At 66.2% G+C, this 21752-nt stretch carries 29 protein-coding genes and 1 tRNA gene; 11 read left to right on the top strand and 19 right to left on the bottom strand.

What is annotated here, in order from left to right; all coding sequences use genetic code 11:
• Position 1: 1 nt before the first annotated feature.
• From AC3IPP_RS06095 to AC3IPP_RS06075, 5 genes are all read right to left on the bottom strand, one after another.
• Positions 2-355, bottom strand: a complete 354-nt coding sequence (locus AC3IPP_RS06095) for an ArsC family reductase (protein WP_489150725.1) — start codon at positions 353-355, stop codon at positions 2-4.
• 72 nt (positions 356-427) lie between these two features.
• Entirely contained in the window at positions 428-919 is a 492-nt protein-coding gene (locus AC3IPP_RS06090) for a hypothetical protein (RefSeq protein WP_489150724.1), read from the bottom strand.
• 9 nt (positions 920-928) lie between these two features.
• Positions 929-1270, bottom strand: a complete 342-nt coding sequence (locus AC3IPP_RS06085) for an ArsC/Spx/MgsR family protein (protein ID WP_489150723.1) — start codon at positions 1268-1270, stop codon at positions 929-931.
• Between the two features lie 2 nt (positions 1271-1272).
• Positions 1273-1791 carry a hypothetical protein gene (locus tag AC3IPP_RS06080; RefSeq protein ID WP_489150722.1) on the bottom strand — a complete coding sequence of 173 codons (519 nt, stop codon included), beginning with the start codon at positions 1789-1791 and terminating at the stop codon, positions 1273-1275.
• A 36-nt stretch (positions 1792-1827) separates the two neighbouring features.
• Positions 1828-2292: a hypothetical protein gene (locus AC3IPP_RS06075; RefSeq protein ID WP_489150721.1), complete on the bottom strand. Its 465-nt coding sequence runs from the start codon at positions 2290-2292 to the stop codon at positions 1828-1830.
• 117 nt (positions 2293-2409) lie between these two features.
• Here AC3IPP_RS06075 and AC3IPP_RS06070 point away from each other — a divergent pair, with 117 nt between their 5' ends.
• The 7 genes from AC3IPP_RS06070 to AC3IPP_RS06040 all read left to right on the top strand — a co-directional run bounded on the left by AC3IPP_RS06070 (position 2410) and on the right by AC3IPP_RS06040 (position 9780).
• Positions 2410-3666 carry a hydrolase gene (locus tag AC3IPP_RS06070; RefSeq protein WP_489150720.1) on the top strand — a complete coding sequence of 419 codons (1257 nt, stop codon included), beginning with the start codon at positions 2410-2412 and terminating at the stop codon, positions 3664-3666.
• Between the two features lie 4 nt (positions 3667-3670).
• The gene (locus AC3IPP_RS06065; RefSeq protein WP_489150719.1) at positions 3671-4678 is read left to right on the top strand and encodes an arginine N-succinyltransferase; all 1008 of its coding nucleotides are present in this window, start codon (positions 3671-3673) and stop codon (positions 4676-4678) included.
• Positions 4679-4692: 14 nt separating this feature from the next.
• A complete protein-coding gene (gene astD, locus AC3IPP_RS06060; RefSeq protein ID WP_489150718.1) occupies positions 4693-6111 on the top strand; it encodes a succinylglutamate-semialdehyde dehydrogenase in 1419 nt (472 codons plus the stop codon).
• Positions 6108-6470, top strand: coding sequence for a hypothetical protein (locus AC3IPP_RS06055; protein WP_489150717.1), 363 nt, complete (start codon positions 6108-6110; stop codon positions 6468-6470). The genes astD and AC3IPP_RS06055 overlap by 4 nt, the downstream gene beginning before the upstream one ends.
• The gene (astB, locus tag AC3IPP_RS06050; protein ID WP_489150716.1) at positions 6467-7801 is read left to right on the top strand and encodes an N-succinylarginine dihydrolase; all 1335 of its coding nucleotides are present in this window, start codon (positions 6467-6469) and stop codon (positions 7799-7801) included. The genes AC3IPP_RS06055 and astB overlap by 4 nt, the downstream gene beginning before the upstream one ends.
• 14 nt (positions 7802-7815) lie before the next feature.
• A complete protein-coding gene (locus AC3IPP_RS06045) occupies positions 7816-8265 on the top strand; it encodes a hypothetical protein (RefSeq protein WP_489150715.1) in 450 nt (149 codons plus the stop codon).
• A gap of 84 nt (positions 8266-8349) precedes the next feature.
• Positions 8350-9780 carry an alkaline phosphatase PhoX gene (locus tag AC3IPP_RS06040; protein ID WP_489150714.1) on the top strand — a complete coding sequence of 477 codons (1431 nt, stop codon included), beginning with the start codon at positions 8350-8352 and terminating at the stop codon, positions 9778-9780.
• A gap of 258 nt (positions 9781-10038) precedes the next feature.
• On the opposite strand, the gene phhA is transcribed toward AC3IPP_RS06040, so the two are convergent.
• The 7 genes from phhA to AC3IPP_RS06005 all read right to left on the bottom strand — a co-directional run bounded on the left by phhA (position 10039) and on the right by AC3IPP_RS06005 (position 15086).
• Positions 10039-10914, bottom strand: coding sequence for a phenylalanine 4-monooxygenase (gene phhA / locus AC3IPP_RS06035; protein ID WP_489150713.1), 876 nt, complete (start codon positions 10912-10914; stop codon positions 10039-10041).
• A gap of 199 nt (positions 10915-11113) precedes the next feature.
• On the bottom strand, positions 11114-11494 hold the full coding sequence (rplL, locus tag AC3IPP_RS06030) for a 50S ribosomal protein L7/L12 (RefSeq protein WP_087139252.1): 381 nt from the start codon (positions 11492-11494) through the stop codon (positions 11114-11116).
• Positions 11495-11549: 55 nt separating this feature from the next.
• Positions 11550-12065: a 50S ribosomal protein L10 gene (gene rplJ, locus AC3IPP_RS06025; protein WP_087139253.1), complete on the bottom strand. Its 516-nt coding sequence runs from the start codon at positions 12063-12065 to the stop codon at positions 11550-11552.
• Between the two features lie 295 nt (positions 12066-12360).
• On the bottom strand, positions 12361-12915 hold the full coding sequence (locus AC3IPP_RS06020) for a DUF2059 domain-containing protein (RefSeq protein WP_489150712.1): 555 nt from the start codon (positions 12913-12915) through the stop codon (positions 12361-12363).
• 61 nt (positions 12916-12976) lie between these two features.
• Positions 12977-13423 carry an NUDIX hydrolase gene (locus tag AC3IPP_RS06015; RefSeq protein ID WP_489150711.1) on the bottom strand — a complete coding sequence of 149 codons (447 nt, stop codon included), beginning with the start codon at positions 13421-13423 and terminating at the stop codon, positions 12977-12979.
• Positions 13423-14424 carry an inorganic phosphate transporter gene (locus tag AC3IPP_RS06010; RefSeq protein WP_489150710.1) on the bottom strand — a complete coding sequence of 334 codons (1002 nt, stop codon included), beginning with the start codon at positions 14422-14424 and terminating at the stop codon, positions 13423-13425. Before AC3IPP_RS06010 ends, AC3IPP_RS06015 begins: the two co-directional genes overlap by 1 nt.
• Before the next feature lie 5 nt (positions 14425-14429).
• The gene (locus tag AC3IPP_RS06005; RefSeq protein WP_256968061.1) at positions 14430-15086 is read right to left on the bottom strand and encodes a DUF47 domain-containing protein; all 657 of its coding nucleotides are present in this window, start codon (positions 15084-15086) and stop codon (positions 14430-14432) included.
• A gap of 190 nt (positions 15087-15276) precedes the next feature.
• Between AC3IPP_RS06005 and AC3IPP_RS06000 the strand changes: the two genes are divergently transcribed.
• On the top strand, positions 15277-16458 hold the full coding sequence (locus tag AC3IPP_RS06000) for an aspartyl/asparaginyl beta-hydroxylase domain-containing protein (RefSeq protein WP_489150709.1): 1182 nt from the start codon (positions 15277-15279) through the stop codon (positions 16456-16458).
• Here the strand turns inward: AC3IPP_RS06000 and AC3IPP_RS05995 are convergent.
• A complete protein-coding gene (locus tag AC3IPP_RS05995) occupies positions 16437-16823 on the bottom strand; it encodes a winged helix-turn-helix transcriptional regulator (RefSeq protein ID WP_489150708.1) in 387 nt (128 codons plus the stop codon). The two genes, AC3IPP_RS06000 and AC3IPP_RS05995, sit on opposite strands and share 22 nt — an antisense overlap.
• A gap of 93 nt (positions 16824-16916) precedes the next feature.
• Between AC3IPP_RS05995 and AC3IPP_RS05990 the strand changes: the two genes are divergently transcribed.
• Complete coding sequence (locus AC3IPP_RS05990; protein WP_087139259.1) at positions 16917-17528, top strand: NAD(P)-dependent oxidoreductase; 612 nt, start codon at positions 16917-16919, stop codon at positions 17526-17528.
• Positions 17529-17541: 13 nt separating this feature from the next.
• Entirely contained in the window at positions 17542-18054 is a 513-nt protein-coding gene (locus AC3IPP_RS05985; RefSeq protein ID WP_489150707.1) for a nuclear transport factor 2 family protein, read from the top strand.
• Between the two features lie 119 nt (positions 18055-18173).
• Here AC3IPP_RS05985 and rplA read toward each other — a convergent pair whose 3' ends face one another.
• The 6 genes from rplA to AC3IPP_RS05955 form a co-directional block, all read right to left on the bottom strand.
• Positions 18174-18863: a 50S ribosomal protein L1 gene (gene rplA, locus AC3IPP_RS05980; protein ID WP_087139260.1), complete on the bottom strand. Its 690-nt coding sequence runs from the start codon at positions 18861-18863 to the stop codon at positions 18174-18176.
• 3 nt (positions 18864-18866) lie between these two features.
• Entirely contained in the window at positions 18867-19298 is a 432-nt protein-coding gene (rplK, locus tag AC3IPP_RS05975; RefSeq protein ID WP_003165488.1) for a 50S ribosomal protein L11, read from the bottom strand.
• A 197-nt stretch (positions 19299-19495) separates the two neighbouring features.
• The gene (gene nusG / locus AC3IPP_RS05970; RefSeq protein ID WP_489150706.1) at positions 19496-20071 is read right to left on the bottom strand and encodes a transcription termination/antitermination protein NusG; all 576 of its coding nucleotides are present in this window, start codon (positions 20069-20071) and stop codon (positions 19496-19498) included.
• Between the two features lie 13 nt (positions 20072-20084).
• Entirely contained in the window at positions 20085-20384 is a 300-nt protein-coding gene (secE, locus tag AC3IPP_RS05965; RefSeq protein WP_313574552.1) for a preprotein translocase subunit SecE, read from the bottom strand.
• Positions 20385-20454: 70 nt separating this feature from the next.
• Positions 20455-20530: transfer RNA gene (locus AC3IPP_RS05960), tRNA-Trp, on the bottom strand.
• A gap of 138 nt (positions 20531-20668) precedes the next feature.
• On the bottom strand, positions 20669-21199 hold the full coding sequence (locus AC3IPP_RS05955) for a pyridoxamine 5'-phosphate oxidase family protein (protein WP_087139262.1): 531 nt from the start codon (positions 21197-21199) through the stop codon (positions 20669-20671).
• 102 nt (positions 21200-21301) lie between these two features.
• On the opposite strand from AC3IPP_RS05955, the gene AC3IPP_RS05950 reads away from it, so the two are divergent.
• Positions 21302-21727, top strand: a complete 426-nt coding sequence (locus tag AC3IPP_RS05950) for a hypothetical protein (protein ID WP_452111687.1) — start codon at positions 21302-21304, stop codon at positions 21725-21727.
• Positions 21728-21752: the final 25 nt, after the last annotated feature.

Genomic DNA, 21752 nt, shown 5'->3' with positions numbered 1-21752 from the left:
CTCAGCCCTTCAGGGCCTCGGCGTAGATGTCCGGCTTGAAGCCCAGCAGCGTCCGCCCGTCGCCCAGATCCAGCACCGGCCGCTTGATCATCGACGGCTGGGCCAGCATCAGATCCACCGCCTTGGCGGCGTCGATGCCGGCCTTGTCGGCGTCCGACAGCTTGCGGAAGGTGGTGCCCCCGCGGTTCAGCACCTTCTCCCAGCCATGCTCGGCGACCCAGCGCTCCACATCGGCGCGGTTCGCCCCTGCGGCCTTGTAGTCATGGAAGTCATAGGCCACGCCGTTCTGATCCAGCCAGACGCGCGCCTTCTTCATCGTGTCGCAGGCCTTGATGCCATACAGGGTGCGGGTCATGGGCGAACTCCAAGCGTGACGAACAGCCGGGGTCTGGCATCGAGACGCAAGAGGGTCAAATCCATCGTCACCCTACAATGCCGCGGCGGCTGATACGAAGACTCGATCAGGAGCGCGGTCGAGATACACAATCACTGGTCGCTTCTTGTAGGGAAAACAGCCCAAACCGCCCGCAAATACATTCAGATCATCGCCGAGACGCTCAACGGTCACACGAGCGTTGGGTGACGGAAACACCGCGCGGACTAGATAGGGCCTCGTATTCGCAGGCATGTCGCCAGGCTCGGCGCCGCCGAAGCGCAACACTTGATCGACAGAGATAGGAATGGCATCCGCCTTCACCAAAAGCTGAGCGGCTTCGGTAGCGGCATCAAGCGACACCATCGTCACTAGGCGAGGATCAAGAGCTTCGGCCGCCCTCCAGCCTCTGTCCGTCGGCGACACAAGCCACTCATCAGCAGTAGACAGGTCACAACGCTGCACAGAGGTTACGTCACTCTTGGCCTGCTCAGACGCCGATACACCGAGTGTCAAAACGGCATAAAACAAACTAACCCAGACCATCCTCATCTCCTATAAAACCCCCAGCACCGCCTCGACCGGCCGCCCGATCGCCGCGCCCTTGGGCGTCTCGACGATGGGGCGTTCGACCAGGACCGGGCTCTCGATCATGGCGGCCAGGACCGTCGCGTCGTCCGCGTCGGCGGCCAGAAGTTCGGCGGCCTTCGCCTCCTTCTTCCGCAACAGGCCCTTCAGCCCGCCACCCGTCCCGCGCGCCAAACGGTGCAGCGTCTCGGCGTCCCAGCCGGTCTTCAGATACTCGACCACCGTCGGCTCGATCCCGCGTTCGCGCAGCAGCTCCAGCGCCTTGCGCGAGGTCGAGCATTTCGGGTTGTGGTAAAGAGTGACGGTCATGATCAGAAGCTCCGTTTCAGCCGGCTCAACATCAGGCCGCCGCGCACGGCGGCCGCATACAGAAAACCTGTCGCCAGCATGATGATCCACTGCACGATGGCGAGAGGCCCATACAACTGGCCCGCATTTTCGCCCAGCAGGGCGAAACCGTTGACCACGCTGACCAGGCTGTAGGCCAGCAACGCCAGCATGAGGGCCGGGATCACCCAGGTCATCTTGCGCCATTGCACCACGGCCAGCACCAGATAGACCGCCGACATGACAACGACGCCCCCGACCATGACCGGCGCCATGGCGGTCATGACGCCCTCGAACATCGCCTGATCGCTGGCCGGAACGGCGCCGCCCTCCATCATCAATGCGGCGGACTGCCCCATTTTTTTAGACACCGTCGGCAGACCGGCCAAACCTTGAACGGCGCCGACGACCAGGGCGGCCGCGCCGACACGCGCCGACCTCTGCGCCTCGGCCATGCCGCGCGGCGGCGTGAAAGGATTGGCCGCACGCAGCCACAGTTTCATGTTCTGGCTCACTTCACCCCCCTTTTTGTCGTGCGCTCAGGCCCTGGTCGCCGGCGCGAACCGCGCCATGCCCGCCGCCCCGCGCAGGCCGCCGATGTGCAGCAGCAGGCACAGCACCATGCCGGCCCCCGCCACGCCGACGCTCCAGCCCGGCAGACCCGGCGCGGCCGGCGACGCTCCGACCATCAGGCTGACCGACATCGCGCTCAGCTCATAAAGCGCCCAGGCCAGGCCGAAGACCGGCAGGATGCGGTTCGGACGGCGCCACTGCACCAGGCCCAGCACGACGGCCACGCCCGAAAAGACCACGGCGAACCCCGTCGTCGCCCCGCGGAACTGCGCCTGTTCGGGCGCGCTCAGGAACCAGACCAGCCCCGCCTGCATCAGGCCCACCGCCGCCCAGATCCAGAACGCCCAGGCGCTGCCCCGCGCCAGCGCCATCGCCGTCTCGGCCGAATCGACCGGAGCGAACGGTTGAGGCGGTGCGATCCGACGGTTCATGCGCGACTCCCTGACTGAGGCGGCGAAACTATCCCGCCCGAGGCCGAAATCCCAAGTGCGTGAGAGAGATATCGCCCCGCCTTCACCTTTTTCCTCGCCCCGTCTAGGGTCGCCGCCATGCGGATCGAACCTCAAGATCAGGCCGTGCTCGACCACGTCGCGGCCCAAGGCGACGCCATTGTCCAGCGCGCCATCGACTGGTCCAACATCAACTCAGGCAGCCGCCACGCCGAAGGGCTGGCGCGGGTTCTCGACGTTCTGGACGCCACGGCGCGCGACGCCTTCACCCAGGTGACGGTCGAGCGCGTGCCGACCCAAGGCTCCACCACCGTCGCCGACAGCGGCGCGGTGATCGCCGAGAGCTACGCCGACTGCCTGAAGATCACCGCCCGCCCCGAAGCCCCGCTTCAGGTCGTGCTGACCGGCCATTACGACACCGTCTTCCCCGCCGACAGCGCCTTCCAGACCGTCGTCACGCGCGACGACGGCGCCCTGAACGGGCCAGGCGTCGCCGACATGAAGGGCGGGATCAGCGTCATGCTGGCCGCGCTTGAGGCCTTCGAATCCCATCCTCTCCGCCAGAATGTCGGTTGGACCGTCCTTCTGTCCCCCGACGAAGAGATCGGCTCGCCCGCCTCGGCCCCCCTGCTGGCGGAGCTGGGCGCGTGCGGCCACGTCGGCCTGACCTATGAACCCGCCCTGTCCGACGGCACGCTGGCGGGCGAGCGCAAGGGCAGCGGCAACTTCCACCTGATCGTCACCGGCAAGGCCGCCCACGCGGGCCGCGCCTTCCACGAGGGCGCCAACGCCGTCGCGGGCGCCGCCATCATCGCCGCCCGCCTGCATGGCCTGAACGGCCAACGCGAGGGCGTCACCGTCAATGTCGCCAAGATCGCCGGCGGCGGCCCCCTGAACGTCGTGGCCGACAACGCCGTGGTCCGCTTCAACGTTCGCGTGCCGGACGCCCAGAGCGCCGCCTGGATCGACGAGACGGTGCGCGCCCTCGCCGCCGAGCCGCCCTTCCCCGGCCTGACGCTGGACCTGCACGGCGGCATGACCCGCGCGCCCAAGCCGATGGACGCATCGCAGACCGCCCTGTTCCACGCTGTGCGCGACGCCGGCGACCTGCTGGGCCAGACCATCGCCTGGAAGCCCTCCGGCGGCGTCTGCGAGGGCAACAACCTGCACGCCGCGGGCCTGCCCAACGTCGACACCCTGGGCGTCGTCGGCGGCGAGATCCATTCGGATCAGGAATTCGCCTGGCCCGCCAGCTTCGTCGAACGGGCGCAGTTGTCGGCCCTGATCCTGTGCAAGATCGCCTCGGGCGAGATCGACGCCCTCAAACTGAAACAGCTCCGACTGGAGACGATGTAACCGCATGCTCGTTGTTCGCCCCGCCGGCCCCGCCGACCTTCATCACCTGCTCGAACTGGCCATCCTGTCCGGCCCCGGCTTCACCAGCCTGCCGGAAGACGCCGATGTCCTCAGCGAGCGCCTGGAACTGAGCCAGGCGAGCTTCGAAGGCCGCATCCCGCCGCAGGAAGCCTGGTACACCCTGATGCTGGAAGACGGCGACACGGGCGACATCGACGGCGTCGGCTCGGTCAAGGCGACCGTAGGACTGAAGCGCCCCTTCTTCTCGTTCCGCGTGGTCAACAACACGGTCCAGTCGCCCTCGCTGGGCATCAAGCTGAACCATCAGACCCTGGTGCTGGTGAACGAGTGCACCGGCTGGACCGAGGTGGGCTCCCTGTTCCTCAAGGCCGACCGTCGCAAGGGCGGCGCCGGGCGCCTGCTCAGCCAGTCGCGTTACATGCTGATCGGGGCCCAGCCGGACCTGTTCGCCGACAACGTTCTGGCCGAACTGCGCGGCGTCTTCACCCCCGACGGCTACTGCCCTTTCTGGGACCATGTGGCGCACAAGTTCTTCCCGATGGACTTCGACGACGCCGACCGCATGAGCGGCTCCACCGACAAGCAGTTCATCCTCGACCTGGCGCCGCGCCACCCCATCTACATCGACCTGCTGCCCGAGCCGGCCCGCGCCGTGATCGGCAAGGTCCACCCGCAGGGCGTGCCGGCCATGGCCCTGCTGGAATCCGAGGGCTTCCGCCCCAACGGCCTGGTCGACATCTTCGACGCCGGTCCGACCGTGGCCTGCGGCCGCGACAACATCCGCACCGTCCGCGACGCCCGCGTCCTGACCGCCCGCATCGAGAAGGAGGTCGAGGTCGAACTGCCCAGCCTCGTCTCGACTGACAGCGTCGCCGCCTTCCGCGCCGTCCGCGCCCGTGTCCTGGTGGACGGCGACACCGTCCGCATGACCCCCGACGTCGCCGCCGCCCTGAAGATCAAGGACGGCGCTGTCGTCCGCGTGAAATCCTGAACCGAGTACCCGCCATGACCCGTTTCACCTCCACCAACCCCGCCACCGGCGAAACCGTCTGGGAAGGCGAAGCCGCCTCCGTCGAGCAGGTCGGCGCCGCCGTCGAAGCCGCCAGCAAAGCCTTCCCCGACTGGGCCGACCGCCCGCGAGGTGATCGCATCGACGCTGTGAAACGCTATCAGGCCATCCTGAAAGAGCGCGCCCCCGAAATGGCCGAGGCCATCAGCCGCGAAACCGGCAAGGCCCTGTGGGAGACCAAGACCGAACTGGCCTCGATGGCCGGCAAGGTCGACATCTCGATCCGCGCCTATGACGAGCGCACCGGCGAGCGCACCACCGAAACCGCCTTCGGCCGCGCCACCCTGCGTCACCGCCCGCACGGCGTCTCGGCGGTGCTCGGTCCGTTCAACTTCCCCGGCCACCTGCCTAACGGCCACATCGTCCCGGCCCTGCTGGCGGGCGACACGGTCGTGTTCAAACCGTCCGAGGAAACGCCCCTGACCGGCCAGCTGATGGCCGAATGCCTGGACGCCGCCGACCTGCCCAAGGGCGTGTTCAACATGGTGCAAGGCGGACGCGACACCGGCGCAGCCCTGCTGGACCAGCCCATCGACGCCCTGATGTTCACCGGCTCGGGCGCGGCGGGCGCGCACTTCCGTCGCAAGTTCGCCGACGATCCCCACGTCATCCTGGCGTTGGAGCTGGGCGGCAACAACCCGCTGGTCGTCTGGGACGCCGCCGACGCCGAGGCTGTTGCAGGCATCGTGGTCCAGTCCGCCTTCGTCACCACTGGCCAGCGTTGCTCCTGCGCGCGCCGCCTGATCGTGCCGGAAGGCGCCCAGGGCGACGCCATCGTCGAGGCCGTCGCCGCCATGTCCGACCGCCTGAACTTCGCCCCGTGGGACAGCGATCCTGAGCCCTACGCCGGGCCGCTGATCTCGGAGAAGGCCGCCAGCGCCGCCCTCGCCGCCCTGCAACAACGCATCGACGCGGGCGCGCGCGTGATCCGCGCCTCCGGTCCGGTCGACAACCTGCCGGGCGCCTTCGTGAAGCCCGCGATCATCGACGTCACCGGCGTCGCGGTCGAGGATGAGGAAATGTTCGCCCCCTTCCTGCAGGTGCTGCGCGTCCCGAGCTTCGACGCCGCCATCGCCGCCGCCAACGCCACCAAATACGGCCTGTCCGCCGGTCTGGTCAGCGACGATGCGAAGAACTGGGATCGCTTCATCAACCGCATCCGCGCGGGCGTGGTGAACTTCAACCGCCCGACCACGGGCGCGGCGGGCGACATGCCCTTCGGCGGCCTGGGCGCCAGCGGCAACCACCGCCCCAGCGCCTATTACGCCGCCGACTACTGCGCCTATCCGGTCGCCAGCTTCGAGGCCGGCGCGGTCAAGAACATCGAAAGCGAGATCAAGGGCCTTCGGGGATGATCCGTGGGTGGCGTTCAGATCGCCGTATCGGTCCTCCCAGCCTTAAAGAACGGCTGCGCGAAAATGTGCGCTGGCCGATCATCACCACCTGCAGCGGCGCCATTATGGCGACGATTTCAGTATTGTTGAAATTTGATGACCTCTGGACCCAGATAAATTACTGGCCGATTACATTCACTATATACTCGATCGGATTCTCTATTATATCACTAATAATGATTCGTTGGAATTTTTACGAAATACTTATCACAACACCGATCACTGTCGCAGTATTTCTTTTGGCATCAAAGTTAAAACTCATCATTTACAGCGCCATCCTCGGCTATGAACCTGCAATGATCATTCCTGTAACGCCATGACCCACGCCATCGAAGCCAACGCCGACGGTCTGATCGGGCCGACGCACTCCTACGCCGGGCTGTCGCCGGGCAATCTGGCGTCCAGCCTGAATAAGGGCGAGGCGTCGAACCCGCGCGCGGCGGTCTTACAAGGCCTCGACAAGATGAAGACCCTGGCCGACCTGGGCCTGCCCCAGTTCGTCCTGCCCCCGCACGAGCGGCCGAACATCCCCTTCCTGCGCGGCCTCGGCTTCTCGGGCTCCGACGCCCAGGTGCTGGAGCGCGCATGGAAGGACGCGCCGTCGTTCGCCGCCGCCGCCTGTTCGGCCTCGCCCATGTGGGCCGCCAACGCCGCGACGGTGACGCCCAGCGCCGACGCCGCCGACGGTCGCGTTCACTTCACCCCCGCCAACCTGATCACCAACCTGCACCGCAGTCTGGAGCATGATCAGACCAGGCGCGCGCTGGACGCCCTCTTCCCCGACACCAGCCGGTTCGCCGTTCACGACGCCCTGCCCTCGGTCGCCCACCTGGCGGACGAAGGCGCGGCCAACCACGTCCGCCTGTGCCGCGACCACGGCGAGGCAGGCGTCAATCTGATGGTCTGGGGCCGAGAGGCCTGGGAGCACTGGGACGGCCCCTACCCCGCCCGCCAGACGCGCGAGGCGTCCGAGGCGATCATGCGCCGCCACGAAGCGACCGGCGCCGTCCTGGTGCGTCAGGGCAAGGCGGCCATCGCGGGCGGCACCTTCCACAACGACGTGGTCTGCGTCGGCGCCCTGGACACTCTCTTCTTCCACGAGCTGGCGTTCGAGGACACGGACGGGACCAAGGCCGCCATCCGCGCCGCCGCCGACGGCTTCGAGCCGCAGTTCGTCGAGGTCTCGGCCGCCGACCTGCCGCTGGCCGACGCCATCAGCTCCTACCTGTTCAACTCCATGCTGATCCGGGTTCCGGGGCAGGACCGCCTGACCCTGATCTGCCCGACCGAGACGCGCGACAACCCGCGCAGTCATGCGGTCGCGCAAAGCCTCGCCGCCTCCAACGGCCCGATCGGCCATGTCGAATACGTCGACGTGCGCCAGTCGATGCGCAACGGCGGCGGTCCGGCCTGTCTCCGTCTCAGGGTCGTCCTGACCGAGGCCGAGCTGGCGGCGACCAACCCGGCCATGCGCCTGACCGACGCCCTGCACGCCCGCCTGTCCGACTGGGGCCGCCGCTGGTATCGCGACAGCCTGACCGCGCGAGACCTGGCCGACCCCGCCCTGCTGGATGAGACGCGCGGCGCGCTCGACGCGCTGACGCAGATCCTGAATCTGGGCGGCGGCTTCTATCCGTTCCAGAGGGTCTGACCCGGAGGTCCGGCATGTCGCGCGCCCGCAATCCCTGGCTGATCACGGGCGGCGTCTTGAGCCTTCTGGCCGCCGTCCTGCACCTCGCAGTGATCGTCATCGGGCCGGACGGCTACCGCTTCTTCGGCGCGGGCGAACAGATGGCGCGGATGGCCGAGGCGGGGCATTGGTATCCGCCGCTCGTCACGACGGGGATAGCGATGATTCTGGCGGTCTGGGCCGCCTACGCCTTCTCCGGCGCAGGCCTCCTTCCCCGGCTTCCGCTGCTGAGAACAGGGCTGATCCTCATCAGCCTCATCTACCTGGCGCGCGGCCTGGTGCTGGTCCCGGCCGTGATCCTGAACCCCCAGGGCCCGGCGGGGATCACCCCCTTCATCTGGTGGAGCTCGCTGATCGTCCTCGCCTATGGCGTCGCCTACGCCGTCGGAACCTGGACCGCCTGGCCGCGGCTGAGCCGCCGCTAGGCAGGACCATCGGCCGCAGCACTCGTCACGCTGTGGTCAAGCCGCCGTCATCGGACCGTAATGCGCCGCTCGTAAGCACGGGGCATGATCGCTTCACGCCGCGCCTTCATGGCCTCCGCCGCCGCCCTCGCCCTGTCGGGCTACGCCAAACGCGCCCACGCCGTGGCCGCCGAACCGGGCGGCTTCGTCGACGGCCCTTCGCGCAACGAGGTGTTCGGCTACGGCCCGATGAAGGCCGACCCCTACGGCCTGCTGGACCTGCCCGAGGGCTTCTCCTACCGCGTGGCGTCCCAGGCCGGCGAGACGATGGCCGACGACCTGCTGACCCCCGACAAGTTCGACGGCATGGGCTGTTTCGGGCTGGACGAGGACCGGGTGATCCTGGTCCGCAACCACGAGGTCAATCCGCTGGAGTTCAACGCCAGCGCCTGGGGCGCCAACCACCGTCTGGTCGGCGACCTGGACCGCGCCCGCGTTTACGGCGTCTATCCCGATACGGACGGCGCACTGGCCCCGCTGGGCGGCGGAACGACCACCGTCGTCTACAACCTCAAGACCGGCCGCACCGAGCGCCAGCACCTCAGCCTGGGCGGCACGGCGGTCAACTGCGCCGGGGGCGTCACCCCCTGGGGCTCGTGGCTCAGCTGCGAGGAGATCGTCGCCGGGACGAAGGACGGCCTGCCCCAGGACCACGGCTGGGTGTTCGAGGTGCCCTCGCTCGCCACCGGCCTGGTCGATCCCACGCCGATCCGCGCCATGGGCCGCTTCAAGCACGAAGCCGCCTGCATCGATCCGCGCACCGGCGTCGTCTACATGACCGAGGACACGGGCGAGAGCCTCTTCTACCGCTACCTGCCGACTGACCCGCGCCGCCTGCACGCCGGCGGCCGCCTTCAGGCCCTGGCCCTGGTCGATCAGGCGCGCGGCGACACCCGCAACTGGAACAACGTCCTCTGGCGTCAGGGCCAGCGCCTGGCCGTGCGCTGGGTCGACCTTGATCACGTCGAAAGCCCTGACGGCGACCTGGCCCAGCGCGGTCACGCCTCGGGCGCGGCTGTCTTCGCGCGCGGCGAAGGCGTCCACTGGGCGGGCGATCACCTCTATTTCACCTGCACCTCGGGCGGCGTCGGCCGCCACGGCCAGATCATGCGCTACGTCCCCAGCCCGCGCGAGGGCCAGTCGGACGAGGCGAGCCAGCCGGGCATGCTGGAGCTGTTCGTCGAGGCGGGCGACCGCGCCGTGCTGGACTATGTCGACAACATCGCCATCGCCCCGAACGGCCACGTCATCGGCTGCGAGGACAAGCAGGTCGGCACCCAGCATGTGAAGGGCGTCACCCCCGACGGCCGCGTCTACGCCATCGCCCGCAACGCCATGCGCCACGACGCCGATGAGTCGAACACCGAGTTCGCGGGCGTCTGCTGGGCCCCGAACGGCCGGACCATGTTCGTGAACCTGTACTCCCCCGGCATGACTCTGGCCGTCACCGGCCCGTGGGAGCGGTTCAGGGTCTAGATTCCCGCCCCTACACCTCGTCACCTTCGGGCTTGTCCCGAGGGTGAGGGAAAACAAGGGTGTGCCAGCGCGTCCTCACCTTCCAAACGCTGGAAATTCCCGGCGTCGGCGCACGCGGACCCGCGCTTTCACACCCGCGCCCAGACGCATGTCATCATCCCTCCCCCGCGGAACCGCAGAGGAGAGATTCAGACGATTCAGACGAATTGGACTCTGTTTTTCTCCCTCCCCTTCATGAGGAGGGAGAAGGCGCGCCGCCTATGCCGCGAACCGCCCGCCCTTTGCGGCGTAGGCCTGGGTGCCGCGCGTGAAGACGTCATCCGTCGGCAGGACGGCCTCGATCGGCAGCCCCTCAGCGCCCTTCAGCCGCTCATAGACAGGGCCGAAGTCCTGCAACGTCACCGTCTTCAGCGCCTCGATGCTGTCGATGACGAAATAGACCTGCTGGAAGTCGTCGATGCGGTACAGGGTCTTCATCACCCGCTCCAGGTCGAAGCCCAGACGGTTCGGCGAAGGGTCTTCCAGGCTGAAGACGCTCTCGGTGGCCGAAGAGACGATGCCCGCGCCATAGATGCGAAGGCCGCCTGCCTCCTGCATCAGGCCGAACTCGACCGTGTACCAATACAGGCGCGCCAGGTTCGGCAGCATCCCCAGCGACGCCGCCCGCTGCCCGCCCTTGCCGTAGGCTTCCATATAGGCGGCGAAGTCAGGGTCGGTCAGCATCGGGACGTGGCCGAACACGTCGTGGAAGATGTCCGGCTCCTGCAGGTAATCCAGCTGGTCCGGCTTGCGGATGAACTGGCCCGAGACGAAGCGTCGGTTGGCCAGCTGGTCGAAGAAGACCTCGTCCGGCACCAGCCCCGGCACGCAGACCACGGTCCAGCCGGTCAGGGCCTGAAGCTTGGGATTGATGACCTCGAAGTCGGGGATGCCGCCCGCATTCAGGTCCAGCGCGTCCAGGCCGCGCATGAAGGCTTCGCACGCCCGGCCCGGCAGGATCTTCATCTGCCGCTCGTACAGGGTGTTCCAGGTCTGGTGCTCGACCTCGGTATAGGCCGACCAGTTCTGAGGGATGGTCCAGTCGGCGGCGGCGCCTTCCGGCGGCTGCTCGAAAACGTGCTCGAAGTCGGACATGGGGACGCTCCTCACGGCTCTGATGGCCTTTCGGGGCAGATTAGCGCGCCAACTCGCCCGCGTCACGCACGACCGTTTCAGGGATGGAATGACCTCCGCCCAAAAGAAAACGGGCCGGAGGTTTCCCTCCGACCCGCTTCGCTTTGAAAGCTGTCTCTGGTCCAGCCGGATCGGCGAACCAGAGGCCAGATCCGAAATCTTACTTGATTTCGACCTTGGCGCCGGCTTCTTCCAGCTTCTTCTTCAGCTCTTCAGCGACTTGCTTCGAGACGTTCTCGACGACCGGCTGCGGAGCGCCTTCGACCAGGTCCTTGGCTTCCTTCAGACCCAGGTCGGTGCGGACGCCACGGACTTCCTTGATGACGTTGATCTTCTTGTCGCCGCCGTCAACCAGGACAACGGTGAACTCGGTTTGCTCTTCAGCGGCTTCAGCCGGAGCAGCGCCACCGGCGACAGCAGCGACGGCGACCGGAGCAGCAGCCGAGACGCCCCACTTGTCTTCCAGCAGCTTCGACAGTTCAGCGGCTTCCAGGACGGTCAGGGCCGACAGTTCTTCAACGATTTTGGCGAGATCAGCCATTTTAGTCTTCCTTCGGTAGGATGAGGTTCAGAGAGATATGCAGAGATGACGGGGCTTAGGCGGCGTCTTTGGTCGCGTACGCGTTGAAGACGCGCGCCAGTTGGCCGGCCGGCGCCTGCAGGACGCCAGCAACCTTGGTCGCCGGGGCTTGCAGCAGGCCGATGAGCTTGCCGCGCAGTTGGTCCAGCGACGGCAGCTTGGACAGGGCCTCGACGCCCTTGGCGTCCAGAACCTTGTCGCCCATGAAACCACCCATGATAGCGAACTTGTCGTTACCCTTGGCGAATTCGGCCGTGACCTTGGCGGCGGTGACGGGATCAGCGGCGTAAGCAATGCCCACGGGGCCCTTGAACAGGCTGTGGTACTCGCTGCCTTCCTCGACGCCCAGCGCCTTGAGCGCCAGACGGTTCTTCACCACCTTGAACGCGCCGCCTTCTTTACGAAGGCGACCACGCAGGTCTTCCATCTCCACAACGGTCAGACCCAGGTTGTGGGTCACGACCACGGCGCCCGCGTCGGCGAACACGCTCTTCAGCGATTCGATCGACTCGGCTTTTTGTGCGCGGTCCATTGTGGTCTCCAGTTTTGGTATTCGCCGCCGAGCTTATTCCCAGCGACGGATTGGCCATTGCGCCATGCATTGCTGCACAGCGTTCAAGCCGGTCGTATTGTCCGAAGGAAGCGTGGCCCGCCCGCCGGATACCGGCAGGCAAAAGGTCTTTGCATCCCCATCTCCCCACGGCGCCAGAGGGCTCTCTGGACGATTATGACGCGGGCGACCCCCGCATCCCGAAGTTCTCGGACAGGCATCGTCAGAACCAAGGCCCTGACGAGATGCGGGCTCTATACACGGCCCGGCGGGAAAATCAACGCTTGGCTGGTTTGGCGGCGCCCGTCGCTTCCTGCTCCATGGCCCCGCAGTCGAAGGCGCCGCAGAACTTGGTCATCAGATCCTGCAGATAGGACATCTGGAAGCTCTCCATGGCTTGACCCATGGCGCCGCCCATCTCCAGTTGCTTGGCGGCGATCGCGCGTCCCTGGGGGGTGTCGTAGAAGCCGATCAAAGCCTCCAATTCGGCCTCGGTGAAACGCGTCTGGATGTCATCGCTCAAGCTGCGGATCAGTCCATCCATATGGGGCTGCATGATAGTGACGGTATTGGCGCGGAACCAGGCAAGCTGTTCGGCCGGCAGGTTATCGGCCATGGCCGTGATCTCGTCATCGATCAGTTTTTGCACGATCTTGTCGATGCCGCCCGTGGTCAATTCCAGATAGCGACGGGTCAGGGCCGCGCGGTTGTCCGAAACCTGCACCGACGCCTTGGCCTGTCCCTCGAGCGACGTATGCGCCTGGGCGGGCGCCGAGATGGTCACCCCTGTCACGACAAGGGCAAAACAGGCGGCGGACAGAACGGACGACATCGGATTCTCCATAGCGGCGTTCACGCATAACGAACAATGTTCGCCAATGGAAGCCTGCGCCCTACTCCGCTCCCCGGCCCGGCTTGAAATCGCGGATCAGTTCGGCCAGTTCGACCTCGTCCACTGCGGCGGCGGCGTCTTCGGTCGACATCCAGCGGCGTTCGCGCTGGGCGTCCTCGGGCCAGGCGCCCAGTTGGATGAAGACCTCCAGCGGATAGACGCTGGCGATGGTGGCCTGGACCCGCCCCGACTTCAGCCGCTTGCCATAGCGGAACCAGCCGATGGGCGCGCCCATGACGTCGCCTTGAACGCCCGCCTCCTCATAGGCCTCGACCACGGCGGCCTCGGCGTCGGTCTTGCCCGCCATGCGGTTGCCCTTGGGGATGACCCAGCGCCGCGTCTCGCGCGAGGTGATCATCATGATCTCCACGCCGTCCGCGCCGTGTCGCCACGGCAGGGCCGCGACCTGGCGCGTCTCGGACGAAAGGGTGCGGGGCTTGCTCGACATCAGGTCAGGAACAGCCCGCCGAGGGCGTAGAACAGGGCGCCGATGGCGGCGGCCGCCGGCATGGTGATGAACCAGGCGGTGACGATGCTGCGCGCCACGCTCCAGCGCACGGCCGAGACGCGCTTGGCCGCGCCCACGCCGACGATGGCGCCGGTGATGGTGTGGGTAGTCGACACCGGAATGCCCATGCTGGTCGCCGCGAACAGGGTGATGGCCCCGCCCGTCTCAGCGCAGAAGCCCTGCTGGGGCGAAAGGCGCGTAATCCGCGACCCCATAGTGTGAACGATCTTCCAGCCGCCGAACAGGGTGCCCAGGGCGATGGCCGCCTGACAGGTGATGACCACCCAGAACGGCACATGGAACTCGCCGCCCAGCATGCCGCGTGAATAGAGCAGGATGGCGATGATCCCCATCGTCTTCTGGGCGTCGTTGCCCCCGTGGCCCAGGGAATAGGCCGAGGCCGATACGAACTGCAAACCGCGGAAGACCCGATCGGCGAAGTTGGGATTGGCCTTGGCGAACAGCCAGGACACGATCAGCACCAACAGTAGGGCCAGCAGGAAGCCGATGGCGGGCGACATGAAGATGGCGCCCACCGTCTTCAGCACCCCGGCGATGACCACAGCGCTGGTCCCCGCCTTGGCGATGCCCGCCCCCAGCAGGCCGCCGATCAGGGCGTGCGAGCTGGACGACGGAATCCCGCCCAGCCAGGTGATGACGTTCCAGCTGATGGCCCCCATCAGGGCGCCGAAAATCACCTGATCCGAGATCACGTCCGGCGAAATGATGCCGCGCCCGATGGTGTCGGCGACATGCAGGCCGAAGAACAGAAAGGCGATAAAGTTGAAGAAGGCCGCCCACCCCACCGCATAGATCGGCGGCAGGACGCGGGTGGCGACGATGGTGGCGATCGAGTTGGCCGCGTCGTGCAGGCCGTTCAGAAAATCGAACAGCAGGGCGACGCCGATCAGGAAGATCAGGATCAGGAGGGCGTGATCCATGAGGTTTACAGGTGCTCGACCAGAACGCCGTTGATGCGGTTGGCCACGTCCTCGAACCGGTCGACCACCTTCTCCAGATGATCCAGAAGCTGACTGCCGATGATGAAGCCCAGGGTGTTGCCGCCCGTCATGTCGTGCCGGTGCGCCTCATAAAGCGCCTTCATGCCCGCGTCATAGAGGTCGTCGCTGCGAGCTTCCAGATTGGTGATCTGCTCCGTCAGGATCGCCAGCCGCTCATGGTTCTTGCGCATGGCCGGCAGCAGGGTGAAGGCCTCCTGCGTCAGGGCCGCGCATTCGACGGCGATGTCGGCCAGTTCCTGCATCTTGGGCGAAAAGTCGCGCATCTCATACAGGGTGACGATCTTGGCCGCCTTCTGCATCTGGTCGATGGTGTCATCCAGCGAGTTGGTCAGGCCGCGAATGTCCGAACGGTCGAACGGAGTGATGAAGCTGCGGCGCACGGCGAACAGCACCTCGCGCGCGATCTCGTCGGCCTCTTCCTCGTGGGCGACCACCTTGGCGCACCACTCGCCGGTTGCGGGTCCGCCGTTCATCATCTGACGCAGGGCGCCTGCGCCATGAACCAGCGTCAGCGCATGGGCGTCGAACAACCGGAAAAAGTTGTCTTCCTTCGGCAACAGCGCCTGGAACCAGTTGAGCATGGGTCGTCTCCGCAAGGCCGCCTCGCGCATACCGAGGACCGAGCCGGCGCCCCAAGTCCCGGCTTCCAGCCTCTTCGTCAAGTCATCCGCATACGGATTCTCGGATTTCTCCCCCGGCCATTGACGCCGTTCCAGCCGAGGCGCATGAAGAAAATGTCATCTTTGTGTTCGAATAACGGCCTAAATTGTCATGACCTACCCTGCGGAGCAGGAGCGCCTGCTCGTCGAAGCCGGCCAGGCCCTCGCTCGTCGCGACCCTCGCTCCGCCTTGCGGCTGCTGGATCAGGCGGATCAATTCGGCAAGACGCACAACGCCACCTTGAACCGCGCCGTCGCCCTGCGCCTTCTGGGCGACTACCACGCCTCCCTTCGCGTCCTGGACGACGCGCTCGACATGCGGCCCTACGACTTCATGGCGCTGCTGGCCAAGGGCGCCATGCTGGAGAAGATCAATCAGACCAAGGCGGCGGTCGAAGTCTATCGCAACGCCCTGAAAATCGCCCCGCCGCGCGCCTCCTGCCCGCCCGGCGTCGTCAGCCAGATGGACTACGCCAGCAGCCTGATCGACCGGCACGCTCAGGCCCTGGCCGATTTCATGAAGGACCGCATTGCACCGCTAAAGGCCGAACTGGGTGAAGCCAACCGAGACCGCTTTGAGGAAGGCCTGGAGATCTACGCCGGCCTGAAACAACCGCCCAAGCAGCAGCCCCTCCTGCTCAACTACCCGCGCCTTCCCATCATTCCCTTCTATGACCGCACCTTGTTCCCATGGCTGGCGCGGCTGGAAGAGGCGACCCCTGTCATTCAGGCCGAACTGGCGACCCTGCTTGAGACCGCTTTCGACGAGTTCTCGCCCTACATCGCCTATCCCAAGGGCGCGCCGGTCAATCAGTGGGAGGAGTTGAACCACTCGCGCAAATGGAGCTCCCTCTTCCTATGGAAGGATGGCCGCCGCCAGGACGAAGTCTGCGCCCGCGCGCCCAAGACCGCCGCCTTGCTGGAAAGCCTGCCCATGGCCGATCAGGAAGGCTTCGCCCCTACCGCCATGTTCTCGGCGCTTCAGCCTAAGACGCATATTCCAGCGCATACAGGCTCATCGAACGTGCGCCTGCTGACACACCTGCCGCTGATCCTGCCGGGAACGGCGCGTTTCCGCGTGGGCAATACGGTGCGCGAATGGGAGATGGGCCGCGCCTGGGTCTTTGACGACACCATTGAGCACGAGGCGTGGAACGATGCCGACGCCATGCGCGTCATCCTGATCTTCGATGTCTGGAACCCCTACCTCGACGATGGCGAGAAACGGCTGATCACCGAGATGATGAAGGCGCAACGCGAGTTCACTATCGATCAGGCGCCCTCTCGCAACTGATCATAAGCTGATTGCGCCGCCGCCACCTCGCCCATGCGCGTCTCGGCCCAGTCGATCATCGGCCGCAACGATCGAACCAGTCCCAGCCCGAGGGGCGTGATCGCATAGGTGACGGACACCGGCACAGCGGCCTCGACCGTGCGTGTGACCAGGCCGTCGCGCTCGATCTGGCGTAGGGTCTGGCTCAACATCTTCTGCGACACGCCCTCGATCCGGCGCTTGAGCGCATTGAAACGCATCGGCCCGTCCGCGAGGGTGGTCAGCAGAAGCACCGTCCACTTGTCGGCGATCCGATCCAGCAACAGACGGGTCGGGCAGTCGGCGGCGTAGACGTTTCCACGCTCGACGTCGCTGGAAGCGGTCACCGCCGGGGAACCTGGTGAGAGAAAAGTGCCTTCTTGCATAGTCACTCCCTTTAGCACACCTGGTTTCCATTGGTAACTACAAGGAACATTCCCATGAACATCACCGTCCTGGGCGCCAGCGGCCGCGTCGGATCAGAGATCGTCAAGGAACTGGCTCGGCGCGGGCATCAGGTGACGGGCGTGGCACGCCAGCCGGATCGCGTGCCCGCCGCTTCCGGCGTGACCCCTGTCGCAGGCGACGTGAACCAGCCCGCCTCCCTCGCCCCAGCCCTGGCCGGCGCCGACGCCGTGGTCAGCGCCATCATGTTCGTGGACAGCGATCCGAGCCTGCTGATCCAGGCGATCAAGGAGGCAGGCGTTCCGCGTTACCTGGTCGTCGGCGGGGCCGGCAGCCTGGAGATCGCGCCGGGTCAACGCCTTGTCGACACGCCCGCCTTCCCCGAAGCCTATAAGGCCGAAGCCCTGGCTGGCGGACGATTTCTGGACGCCCTTCGCACCGAGCCTGAGTTGAACTGGACCTTCCTGTCGCCCTCGGCCCTGTTCGACGGGTCGGAGCGCACCGGCGTCTTCCGCCTGGGCGGCGACGCCCTGCTGACGGACGACCAGGGGAACAGCCGCATCTCCTTCCCCGACTACGCCATCGCCATGGCTGACGAGATCGAGACGCCGAAGCACCCCCGCGCCCGCTTCACCGTCGGCTACTGAGAAAGGCGCACAGATGAAACCGTTCACGATGGCCGCCCTGGCCGCCCTAGCCTTCAGCGCCGCAGCCGCTCCAGTTAGCGCCGGTGAAGCGGCTCCCGCTCCAACGCAGACATCCGCTGCGCGCACCCCGACCGAGGCCGAGAACGCCCGGATCGTTGTCGCCTTCTACGATCTGGCCTTCAATCAGCATCGCCCGACCGAGGCGGCGCGGCTTTACATCGGCGACCGCTACATCCAGCACAATCCGGCCGTTCCGAACGGCGCCGCCGCCTTCTACGGCTATTTCGAAGGCTTCTTCCGCGACAATCCCCAGTCGCGCGCCACGATCCATCGTGTCATCGTGGATGGCGACCTGGTCGCCCTGCATGTTCATTCGCAGGAGACGCCCGACGACCCCGGCCGCGCCATCGTCGACATCTTCCGCGTCGAGAACGGCAAGATCGTCGAGCATTTCGACGTCATACAGTCGGTTCCAGCCGCCACCGCCAACGGCAACACCATGTTCAGCGGCGACAAGGCCGACTGACCGAAGCCGCGAATCCACGCCTCAAGCAGCGCAAAGCGCGGCAGGCGTAATCAACAAAGAAAACGGCCCCGGAAGATCGCTCTTCCGGGGCCGTCGTCATTCTTAGCCGTGAAGCCGGATCAGGCGCCCAGCGAAGCCGGGTCGATCTTGAAGCCCGGGCCCATCGTCGAGGACAGGGCGATGCGCTTCACATAGGTGCCCTTGGCGCCCGACGGCTTGGCGCGGACGAGGGCGTCCACGATGGCCTTGACGTTGGCTTCCAGGGCGTCCTGGGTGAAGGAGGCTTTGCCGATGCCGGCGTGGACGATGCCCGCCTTCTCGACGCGGAACTCAACGGCGCCGCCCTTAGCGTCCTTGACGGCCTGAGCGACGTTCGGGGTCACGGTGCCGACCTTCGGGTTCGGCATCAGGCCGCGCGGGCCCAGCACCTTACCCAGACGACCGACCAGGGCCATCATGTCCGGCGACGCGATCACGCGGTCGAAGTCCATGAAGCCGCCAGCGATCTTCTCGTACAGGTCTTCAGCGCCGACGTGCTCGGCGCCTGCCGCCTTGGCTTCATCAGCCTTGGCGTCCTTGGCGAAGACGGCGACGCGGACGTCACGGCCGGTGCCCGAGGGCAGGTTCACCACGCCGCGGACCTGTTGGTCGGCGTGACGCGGGTCGACGCCCAGGTTGATGGCGATTTCGATCGACTCGTCGAACTTGGCCTTGGCGTTGTCTTTCACCAGCTTGATGGCGTCCGAGAAGACCAGCAGGTCTTCGGTGACGCCCGTGCGGGCCTTATGGGCTTTGGTCAGCTTAGCCATGTCTTAGCCCTCCACCACTTGAATGCCGATGGCGCGGGCCGAGCCCTCGATGATGCGCGACGCGGCGTCCAGGTCGTTCGCGTTCAGGTCTTTCATCTTCTTCTCGGCGATTTCGCGCAGTTGCGTCTGCGTGATCTTGCCGGCGAACTCGCGGCCGACGAGCTTGGCGCCCGACTTGATGCCAGCGGCTTGCTTCAGATACCAGGTCGCCGGCGGCGTCTTGGTGATGAAGGTGAACGACTTGTCCTGATAGACGGTGATGACGGTCGGAAGCGGGGTGCCCTTGGCTTCCTTCTCGGTCCGCGCGTTGAACTCCTTGCAGAAGCCCATGATGTTCACGCCGCGTTGACCCAGAGCCGGGCCGATCGGGGGCGAAGGCGTGGCCGAACCGGCCGGCACTTGCAGCTTGATATAGCCGAGAATCTTCTTGGCCATTGGTCTCTCCTATGAATGACCCGGCGACGATGCGCCCGGCCGGTGAGCCGTGGTGCGGCATGGCTGCCTTCCACGGATTTGACGCCGAGCGACTCGAAGGCCGTCCAGCGAAGGCGCGCGTTTAGCAGGCAGACCCTGAAAACGCAAACGGGACCGCCCGAAGACGGTCCCGATCTCTGCGTGGCGTCAGCAGCCGATCAGGCGCTGACCTTCTCCACCTGATTGTATTCCAGCTCGACCGGGGTCGGGCGGCCGAAGATGGAGACAGCCACGCGCAGACGGGCGTTCTCTTCGTCGACGCTTTCGACCTGGCCGTCGAAGCTGGCGAACGGGCCGTCGATGACCTTGACGTTCTCGCCGATGTCGAAGCGGATGGTGGGCTTCGGACGCTCGACGCCCTCTTCCACCTGGCCGATGATGTTCTGAACTTCACGTTCCGAAACCGGCAGGGGCTTGGTGCCGCCCGCGGCGCCCAGGAAGCCCGTGACCTTCGGCGTGTTCTTGACCAGGTGATAGGCCTCGTCGGTCATCTCCATCTTCACCAGCACATAACCGGGGAAGAATTTGCGTTCGGCGTTGACCTTCTTGCCGCGGCGGATCTCGATGACATCCTCGGTCGGAACCAGGATTTCAGAGAAGGCGTCTTCCAGGCCCTGTTGCTTGGCCTGGTCGCGCAGTTGCTCGGCGACCTTCTTCTCGAAGTTCGAATAGGCGTGGACGATGTACCACTTGTGGCGGGGATTGGCCGCCAGCTTGGGCGCTGCATCAGTCATGTGCGCGTCTCCTTTATTGGCCAAGGCCGAGGATGAAGCGGGACGCGAAGCCGAGACCCGTGTCGACGATCCAGAAGAAGGCGGCCGCGATCAGCACCATGATGAAGACCATCACCGAGGTGATCCAGGTCTCCTTGCGGCTGGGCCACACGATCTTGCGGGCCTCAGCGCGGACTTCGCTGATGAACTGCGGGATGGACGTCTTTTTCTTCGGCGCGGGCGCGTCGACGGCCACGGTCGCTGCGCCTTGCGCGGCTGCTGCGGTCTTGGTCCCCGTGGAGCGGCGGCCGCCCGGGGTCTTCGCCTTGGCCATTTGACGTCTCTTCAACCTCTGGATCCTGCTGCTCCACATGGGAAGTCCCAGGCGATCGCAACAGGGGGAATGGCAGGAGTGGAGGGACTCGAACCCCCGGCCCTCGGTTTTGGAGACCGATGCTCTACCAGCTGAGCTACACTCCTAGTGTCCCGGACAAAGATCAGCGCGCCGTGGATATCAACCCAGCGGCGCGACCCTCGCCAGAGGGGGGCGTATGCCCGAGCGCCACGGTCATTTCAAGGGCCATCTGCGCCGCAAACGCGCGAAGTCGCGGAATTTCCTCAGAACAGACGCGCCACGGCGCTGGGCTCATAGCTCAGCCCTTTCACCAGGGCGTCTGAATCGCCGATCGAGAAGGTCTGGGCCCGGCTGCGGCCGTCAACCACCGCCACCGCCTCGATCTCTTCGGGAATCACCTTGACCACCGCCACGGCGTCGCCGCCGGGCGCCCAGGGGCTGATGTCGGGCGAGCGAGCGATGATCAGGTCGTTCAGCCGCTTCACCTCGTCGCCGTCCGTGACCTCCTCGGCGCGGCCGTCGATAGAGACGCCGACCGCCTCCCCTTCCTCGCCCACGCCGCGCACGGCCACGCCGACGCGCGGGTCGGCGGTCAGGTTCTTCAGCTTTTCGCTGTCGCGGGCGGTGACGAAGTAGAGGTTCAGCCCGTCGTTCAGATAGCCCAGCGTCGCCGCCTGCGGCCGACCGTCAGCCCGGTTCACGGCCAGAGTCATCAGCTTCTGGCTGTCCAGCAGTTTGAGGATGGCGGCCACCGCGCCGCCGTGGATCGGGGTGATGCGCGAGGTCGAGCTCATGGCGATTCTCCAGAAGATGACGAGGCAGATTGGCTGGGCAGCTTCGGCGCGGCCTTGACGCAGATCAAGGCGGCTAGACCCCGCTTCGGTTCCAATGCCGCCATGACAGAGTCCCGCTTCGCGTCCGATGCGCCTCGCCTGGAGGTGGCCCCCCTCAGCGAAGCCGAGGCGCCCGCCGCCTTCGCCCTGGCGCGGCTGTGGCGGCCCAATCTGGAGCCGGCCCAGTGGGACGCCTTCCTGACCGCATGGCGCGCCGCCCCGGAAAGCCGGGGCATCCTCAGCGCGCGCAACCAGCGCGGCGGGGTGCTGGGCTTCGTCAGCTGGTGGCGCCAGCCCGATCTGGAGTACCGCGAGACCCTGTGGGCCGGTCCCTTCGTGGTGCGTGAAATGGGCGTGCGCCCCCTGGTGCGGCAGAGCCTGGCCGTCGAACTGACCGCCCTGGCCTGCCAGTTGGGCGCCCGGCTGCGCTACGCCGAGGAAGCCGCCGCGCCGGACTGCGCCGCCGAACTGACGGCTAGGACAGGCTGACCTATTCGGAATCAGCCCCTTATCG

The organism is Brevundimonas sp. KH_060 (assembly GCF_057838275.1).
Note: the sequence above shows the minus strand (reverse complement) of the source record. Positions and strands in the feature narration are given on the sequence as shown.